The sequence below is a fragment of the Streptococcus fryi genome, from assembly GCF_053206505.1.
In genome coordinates, this window is sequence record NZ_JBRUGW010000011.1 from 46,518 (window position 1) to 53,286 (window position 6,769).

At 36.6% G+C, this 6,769-nt stretch carries 9 protein-coding genes and 1 tRNA gene; 8 read left to right on the forward strand and 2 right to left on the reverse strand.

All coding sequences use genetic code 11. The annotated features are described in order from the left end of the window. Nucleotides 1-16 precede the first annotated feature (16 nt). From ACVRZH_RS04465 to ACVRZH_RS04485, 5 genes are all read left to right on the forward strand, one after another. Nucleotides 17-742, forward strand: a complete 726-nt coding sequence (locus tag ACVRZH_RS04465; RefSeq protein ID WP_447454121.1) for an ABC transporter ATP-binding protein — start codon at nucleotides 17-19, stop codon at nucleotides 740-742. A 3-nt stretch (nucleotides 743-745) separates the two neighbouring features. Beyond that, entirely contained in the window at nucleotides 746-1,780 is a 1,035-nt protein-coding gene (locus ACVRZH_RS04470) for an ABC transporter permease (RefSeq protein WP_447454122.1), read from the forward strand. Nucleotides 1,781-1,904: 124 nt separating this feature from the next. Next, nucleotides 1,905-2,699 carry a cell cycle regulator CcrZ gene (gene ccrZ, locus ACVRZH_RS04475; RefSeq protein WP_447454123.1) on the forward strand — a complete coding sequence of 265 codons (795 nt, stop codon included), beginning with the start codon at nucleotides 1,905-1,907 and terminating at the stop codon, nucleotides 2,697-2,699. Next, the gene (gene trmB / locus ACVRZH_RS04480) at nucleotides 2,696-3,331 is read left to right on the forward strand and encodes a tRNA (guanosine(46)-N7)-methyltransferase TrmB (RefSeq protein ID WP_447454124.1); all 636 of its coding nucleotides are present in this window, start codon (nucleotides 2,696-2,698) and stop codon (nucleotides 3,329-3,331) included. Before ccrZ ends, trmB begins: the two co-directional genes overlap by 4 nt. Before the next feature lie 43 nt (nucleotides 3,332-3,374). Beyond that, nucleotides 3,375-3,461, forward strand: a tRNA-Ser gene (locus tag ACVRZH_RS04485). 46 nt (nucleotides 3,462-3,507) lie between these two features. Here the strand turns inward: ACVRZH_RS04485 and ACVRZH_RS04490 are convergent. Both ACVRZH_RS04490 and ACVRZH_RS04495 read right to left on the reverse strand, forming a co-directional pair. Further along, nucleotides 3,508-4,587 carry a site-specific integrase gene (locus ACVRZH_RS04490; protein ID WP_447454125.1) on the reverse strand — a complete coding sequence of 360 codons (1,080 nt, stop codon included), beginning with the start codon at nucleotides 4,585-4,587 and terminating at the stop codon, nucleotides 3,508-3,510. A gap of 125 nt (nucleotides 4,588-4,712) precedes the next feature. Further along, nucleotides 4,713-5,540: a Fic family protein gene (locus ACVRZH_RS04495; RefSeq protein WP_447454126.1), complete on the reverse strand. Its 828-nt coding sequence runs from the start codon at nucleotides 5,538-5,540 to the stop codon at nucleotides 4,713-4,715. Between the two features lie 22 nt (nucleotides 5,541-5,562). Here ACVRZH_RS04495 and ACVRZH_RS04500 point away from each other — a divergent pair, with 22 nt between their 5' ends. The 3 genes from ACVRZH_RS04500 to ACVRZH_RS04510 all read left to right on the forward strand — a co-directional run. Then, the gene (locus ACVRZH_RS04500) at nucleotides 5,563-5,931 is read left to right on the forward strand and encodes a hypothetical protein (RefSeq protein WP_447454127.1); all 369 of its coding nucleotides are present in this window, start codon (nucleotides 5,563-5,565) and stop codon (nucleotides 5,929-5,931) included. An 85-nt stretch (nucleotides 5,932-6,016) separates the two neighbouring features. Then, nucleotides 6,017-6,496 carry a terminase small subunit gene (locus tag ACVRZH_RS04505; protein ID WP_447454128.1) on the forward strand — a complete coding sequence of 160 codons (480 nt, stop codon included), beginning with the start codon at nucleotides 6,017-6,019 and terminating at the stop codon, nucleotides 6,494-6,496. Beyond that, nucleotides 6,483-6,769 (forward strand): phage terminase large subunit (locus ACVRZH_RS04510; RefSeq protein WP_447454129.1); only part of this gene is annotated, 287 nt, incomplete at its 3' end. The genes ACVRZH_RS04505 and ACVRZH_RS04510, both read left to right, overlap by 14 nt.

Below are 6,769 nucleotides of genomic sequence, written 5' to 3' on the forward strand. Positions count from 1 at the left end.
GTTAGGAAAAAAGGTCATGTTAAAAATTGAAAATGTGACAGGAGGTTATGTTAATATTCCTGTCTTGAAAAACATTAGTTTTGATGTTCGAGATGGTGAGCTGGTTGGTTTGATTGGTCTAAATGGTGCAGGTAAATCCACAACAATTAGTGAAATTATTGGGCTACTAACCCCTTATGACGGTCGTATCACGATAGATGATCTGAGTTTGGCTACTGACGTCAAAGGTTATCGTCAAAAAATTGGTTTCATTCCGGAGACCCCTAGTCTTTATGACGAGTTGACCCTCAAAGAACATCTTGAAACAGTTGCCATGAGTTACGATATTCCTGTAGACATAGCTTTAGAGCGAGCTCAACCTTACTTGGAGATGTTTCGTTTGACGGATCGATTGGATTGGTTTCCGGCTAACTTTTCAAAAGGGATGAAGCAGAAGGTTATGATTATCTGTGCTTTTATTGTTGAACCGAGTTTGTTTATCATTGATGAACCGTTTTTGGGGTTAGATCCTCTAGCAATTGCTGATTTAATTGGTCTATTAGAAATTGAAAAAGCCAAAGGGAAAGCAATTTTGATGAGTACACATGTGCTTGATTCTGCAGAAAAAATGTGCGACCGTTTCGTCATTTTGCACAAAGGAGAAGTTAGAGCTCAAGGGACTCTCTCTGAACTACGTCAACAATTTGGGCAAGAGGCTGCGAGTTTGAATGATATTTATATGGCTTTAACAAGAGAGGTGTAAGAGATGCAAACAATCTTTCAGAAGCGACGCACCAGATTTGTTGAGCTATGCTTGAAATATCTGAAATATGTTTTGAATGACCACTTTGTTTTGGTTGTCATGTTTTTATTGGGGTTTGTCTTGTTTCAATATCGAGAATTATTGACGCATTTCCCCAAACAAACATTGCCGGTTTATCTTTGTTTATTAGCTGTTTTAGGTGTCTGTTTGAGTTTTGGACGTCTTGCTACTTTTGTTGAACCGTCGGATAAGTTATTTTTGTTGCCAAAAGAAGAAGCTTTATTAGATGAGTTAAAACTGGCTCGAAAAAGAGCTTTTATCTTTTGGGGTACGCTACAAGTCCTTGTAACGACTTTAATTTTACCCATATTATTAGCTTTAGGATGGAATTGGTTCTATATCTTCGTATTGGTCTTTGTCCAGCTATGTTTAAAGTGGCTTGTGTTTCAACGCAGGTTGCAGCAGTTAATGATAGAAAAAAGGCTTGATTGGGATAAAGCTATTCTGGGTGAAAAAAAACGTCAGCAAGTGATTTTGAAGTTTTTTGCCTTATTTACGACGGTCAAGGGAGTATCGACAAGCACTAAACGCCGTGCTTATTTAGATAGAGTTATCACTGCCATTCCTAAAAGACAGGACAGGGTATGGTTTACCCTTTACACACAGGCTTTTTTAAGAAGTGGTGATTATTTGTCCTTGGCACTGCGTTTGACAGGATTAAGTCTGTTAGCCATTGCTTTTATCAAGCAAGTCATGATTGCTGCAGGTTTAGCCTTGCTTTTTAACTATCTCTTACTTTTTCAGTTGCTAGTCTTGTATGGACATTACGATTATCAGTACATGACACAACTTTTTCCGACAGATAGTGCATTAAAAAAGGCGAATTTATTACTATTTCTGAGATGGATTGGTATGATACTGGTTGTGATTCAAGGGGTCTGGTTATGGTCTTTGTTGCCTTTACTCTTGTTCTTTTTAGGAATGATGAGCATTCTTTATCTCTATTTGCCTTATAAGTTGAAGAAGATGATTGACTAAGGAATATAAAAAAAGTAAAATAAAATAAGTAAATATTTTGATTGCCACAAAATGACTTTGAGAATAAACTCAGTTACTTGGGCAAGTCAAGTGTTTCCTAGTTTGTAAGATTGGAGGAGGGCCTATGACAGTTTCTGAACAAGAATTAACCTTACAACCCTTGAAAGGAAAAAGTGGACAGGCTTATATAGGTACTTATCCAAGTGGTGAGCGTGTCTTTGTGAAGATGAATACCACTCCTATTTTGACTGCTTTAGCTAAGGAGCAAATCACACCTCAGTTGCTTTGGACAAAGCGTTTAAGTAATGGTGATACGATGAGCGCTCAAGAGTGGTTAGATGGACGCTTGCTGACAAGAGCAGATATGAATAGCAAGCAAATCACACAAATTTTACAGCGAATGCATACCTCACGCCCTTTGGTCAATCAATTGTTACAACTCAATTATCACATTGAAAATCCTTATGATTTATTGGTTGACTGGCAAAAAAACGCCCCTGTGCAACTTCAAGAAAATTCCTATTTACAGTCAATCGTGAATGAATTGAAGCGTAGCTTACCAGAATTTAAGTCTGATCATGCAACAATTGTTCATGGGGATGTCCGTCATAGCAATTGGGTGATTACAACTAGTGGCATGATTTATCTGGTTGACTGGGATTCTGTACGTTTGACAGATCGTATGTATGACGTGGCACATTTACTCAGTCACTATGTTCCTCAGCGTTTTTGGAGAGAATGGCTTAGTTTTTATGGCTACAAATACAATGACTTAGTCTTGCGTAAAGTATACTGGTATGGGCAACTATCCTTCTTGTCACAAATTTTAAAATTCTTTGAAATTCGTGATATGGAGCATGTCAATCAAGAAATTTACGATTTACGAAAATTTAGAGAAAACTTTAGAAAGTTAACATGAGAGTAAGAAAACGAAAAGGCGCCGAAGAGCATCTTGATAATAATCCTCAGTATGTGATTTTGAAACCAGAGGAAGCGAAAGGGCGTTGGAAAGAGGTCTTTGGTAATGACAATCCAGTCCACATTGAAGTTGGTTCTGGGAAAGGACGTTTTATAACAGGTATGGCTGCTAAGCATCCAGATATCAATTATATTGGCATTGATATTCAACGTTCTGTATTGAGTTATGCCTTAGATAAGGTGTTGGCATCTAATCTGCCCAATATTAAGCTCTTGTTGGTTGATGGATCTAGTCTGACCAACTATTTTGCTGAAGGTGAAGTTGATTTGATGTATTTAAATTTTTCTGACCCTTGGCCTAAAACACGTCATGAAAAACGCCGTTTGACTTATAAAACGTTTCTGGATACCTATAAGCACATTTTACCTGAAAATGGTGAGATACATTTCAAGACAGACAACAGAGGCTTGTTTGAATATAGTCTGGCGAGTTTTTCACAATATGGTATGACACTTAAACAGGTTTGGTTAGACCTTCACGCTAGTGACTATGCTGATAATGTCATGACTGAATATGAAGAACGCTTCTCTAAAAAAGGGCAAGTGATCTATCGTGTAGAAGCTAAGTTTTAACAGCCTTTATAATAAGATTTGAGTAGGAGATCCTACTCTTTATGGAGAGGTCGCATAGTGGCCGAGTGCGCACGCTTGGAAAGCGTGTAGTCCTTAACGGGGCTCGGGGGTTCGAATCCCCTCCTCTCCTTTTATCCTATTGATTTCATGGGCTTTAAGGGGGTTTCACCCGCTTTTTACCCGTCAAAATGCAAGTTTTGAAAAATGTCTTTTACCCTATCATCGTTTTTATTTTTCAGTGTTTCAATCTGGTGAGCGTAAACTTTGAGGGTGATGTTGAGATTTTCGTGGCCAAGCAGTTTGGAAACAGAAATTAAATCCACGCCCTGAGCGATTAAATAAGAGGCATATGTGTGCCCTAAAGAGTGATTGGTATAATTTCCCCCAGTCGCTTTTTTTATGGCCTTATTTGAGGCGTTATTTGACGTACCGAAGCAGATACGACCTAACTTGTTTTCTTGGTAGTAATTTTCTTTATAGTTTTTTAGTATTTTTAAGCTGTTACGATCAATAGGGACTTGTCGAATGGACTGTTCGTTTTTTGTTGGTCCGAAGTCTTGAGAAATAGAGTAGTCAAATGCTTTATTGACATCAATATAGCCATTTTCAAAATCAACATCTTTCCAAGTCAGTCCTTGAGCCTCCGCAAAGCGTAGTCCAGTTACACCGATTAGGAAGGTGGTCAGATATGATGCATGCTTAATTTTGTCTTTCGCAAAGTTGAGATAATTTAGATATTCATCTTCCTCCATGAATTTTTCAGATTCTGCTTTTCCAACTTTTTGTGCTTTGACAATGGCACCTTCAGCGAAGTTGTCTCTGATGACACCATCTCGGATAGCCATTTTACAGGAACCTTTGATTTGGTAGTGGAATTTTTCAAGTGTTGATTGTGCTACTGTCTTGCCAAATTCATTGAGAATTTGTTGATAAAAGGTATGGGTGATACTTTTTAGCTTACGATTTCCAAATAACTTTTCCATGTGCTTGAAATTCTTTTTGTAAGTTTGCCATGTTTTTAGGGTAACATGAGGTTTTTTATAAATGTCAGCCCATCGTTTATTGTAATCTAAGACAGTAATATCCAGCAAATCAGCAAAAGTAGTATTTAGTCCTAGTTCTACTTGTTGAGCTGCAGCTTTAGCCAGTGCCTTGGTTTTAAATCCACGCTTGGACTTTTCACGTTTCTTACCGTGGTTATCTCGATAAGTAATACGATATTCCCAACCAGAATCTAGTTTTCGATAAAATGCCATATTGTATTTACCTCACTTTTTTGTTAAAATGGGTATAGTAAAGAGACCTACTGCAAAGCAGGTTTTTACTATACGTTGATACCCTTACACTCAAAATTTAGCGATGGAGAGTGTGAGGGATTTTTTTAGCTATGGTTAAAAAAAGATTTAGAGATGAGGTATTTTATAGGATTATTGTAAATTCTGTATATGAAATCCGCTTCTTCTAAGTCTTTTAAAGCTTGCTTGATAGAGCGTTGTGAATATTCGGTATGTTTTAGAATTTCTAATAGTTCTGATTGGGTTAAGACCTCAAGTTCATTGTCTGTGAATAGTTGAGATTGTAGGATTAGATAAAGTACCTCAGATTGAGGTAAAGTCAGTTTTAAATGACGTATTTTGTCTTGATAGAAGCTTAGCCCTGCTTTTTTATCAGATAGGACTGCTATAATTTCGTTTTGTCCTTTGATAAGGTATTTGAGTATCATATGAACAAACATAGTGCCGTCAGCACGGTTTAAGTAATGTCCTGTATCAGAAAAAGCTTTGTAGTAACTTGTTTTGTTCTCGTTGATTTTTTTGTTAATAATCAACCCTGAGAATTTGTCGAGTTTTCTTGAAAGGTATTTGGATAAAATGTACCTACCCGTTCTCCCATTTCCGTCATAAAAGGGATGGACATTTTCAAAGAAGTAATGAGCTAAGGAAGCTTTGATGAGAAATGGAAATCTGCGATTATTAATGAACGTTAACCAACTGTTAAGCATATTGGTGATGGCTGGTTCAGTAGATGGGGCAATATGTTCGATTTTATCATTGTTATTAGTAATTGAAACAAATTTAGAGCGAAAGAGTTGCCCATCTAAAGAATCTTCTATTGCGATTTCTCCAGTTGTCAGTTGGTCATAAATTTTTCTTATATCCTCTAGGGTAGAGATTTTTAAGAACTCATTAGATAGTATGTCTCTATACATTCGTATAGTAGATAAGTGTTTAATGTTAGAGCGCCTTTCTGTTATTCACCGTAGAGAAATCAATTGGCTCAAGTGGTATTTTTTAAGGGATAAGAAAAGTCCTCATAGAACGGTTTTAGAACAGAAAATCCATAATGCTTTTTTAGAACAGGACTTGGAACAGTCAGCTTTTTTAGTCAATCTTAAATTAGTAACAAGCAATTACATCTCTAAGTCAGACCCAAAAATGTTAAAAGCTATAAAGGAAGTTTATGTATATGAAAGATTAAATGTCATTGGTGCTTGTCAAAATATATTGTTCTTAACCTCAAGCCCAGCATATGTACACATCAATAAATGGTTTGATGATTACTTTGTTTCAACATACAAACATATTCCATTGATAAAATAATCGTAAAAATTCCCTAAAGATATACAATAAAATGAAATCATGAGTAGTAATGCTTGTGATTTTTTTGTTGGGAAGGAGGTAGTAAATGAATGAAAGACAAAGGCGTTTTGCAGATGAGTACATAAAGACAGGAAACATTGAACAGTCAGCATTAAAAGCTGGTTACTCTGAAAATTATGCTAGAAGTCAGTCTCATAAATTATTGGCAAATGTTGGCATAAAATCATATATCCAAGAACAGATGGATGAATTACATAAATCAAACATCATGGATGCCACAGAGGCGCTGTCCATTCTTTCTGAGATTGCTAGAGGTAAGAGAGATGAGGAGGTCTTGATACTCAATCCAACAACAGGGAAAGTAGAAAAACACACGAAAAAAGCCGACAATGCAACAGTTATTAAAGCCATCACTGAAATCTTGAAACGCTACCCAACGGCTAAACAGTCTGAAAAACTAGAGCTAGAGCTTGAGAAGTTGAGATCACAGTTGATGGATACACAGATGGAGAATGAAACTATAACGATTGCTGATAGATGGGAGGTTGAAGATGAAGATAATTGATATTCAGAAAAATGTAAATCCTCATTTCAAGAGTGTTTGGGTGTCTAAAAGGCCCTACAATATCCTGAAAGGCGGGCGTAACTCTTTTAAGTCATCAGTTGTTACACTTAAATTGATTTATATGATGATTAAATACATCATAAAAGGGGAAACGGCAAACATTGTCATTATTCGAAAGGTAGCTAATACAATTAGAGATAGTGTCTATAATCAAATTCAGTGGGGGTTAAGAGTCTTTGGTCTGACAAGTCGCTTTAAGATGACAGTAAGCCC

Bases quoted from the DNA above. Each gene is read 5' to 3' on its own strand.
- ccrZ (WP_447454123.1), top strand. From the start codon at position 1,905: ATGACAGTTTCTGAACAAGAATTAACCTTACAACCCTTGAAAGGAAAA.
- ACVRZH_RS04500 (WP_447454127.1), top strand. From the start codon at position 5,563: ATGTTAGAGCGCCTTTCTGTTATTCACCGTAGAGAAATCAATTGGCTC.
- ACVRZH_RS04505 (WP_447454128.1), top strand. From the start codon at position 6,017: ATGAATGAAAGACAAAGGCGTTTTGCAGATGAGTACATAAAGACAGGA.
- ACVRZH_RS04465 (WP_447454121.1), top strand. From the start codon at position 17: ATGTTAAAAATTGAAAATGTGACAGGAGGTTATGTTAATATTCCTGTC.
- trmB (WP_447454124.1), top strand. From the start codon at position 2,696: ATGAGAGTAAGAAAACGAAAAGGCGCCGAAGAGCATCTTGATAATAAT.
- ACVRZH_RS04470 (WP_447454122.1), top strand. From the start codon at position 746: ATGCAAACAATCTTTCAGAAGCGACGCACCAGATTTGTTGAGCTATGC.
- ACVRZH_RS04490 (WP_447454125.1), bottom strand. From the start codon at position 4,587: ATGGCATTTTATCGAAAACTAGATTCTGGTTGGGAATATCGTATTACT.
- ACVRZH_RS04495 (WP_447454126.1), bottom strand. From the start codon at position 5,540: ATGTATAGAGACATACTATCTAATGAGTTCTTAAAAATCTCTACCCTA.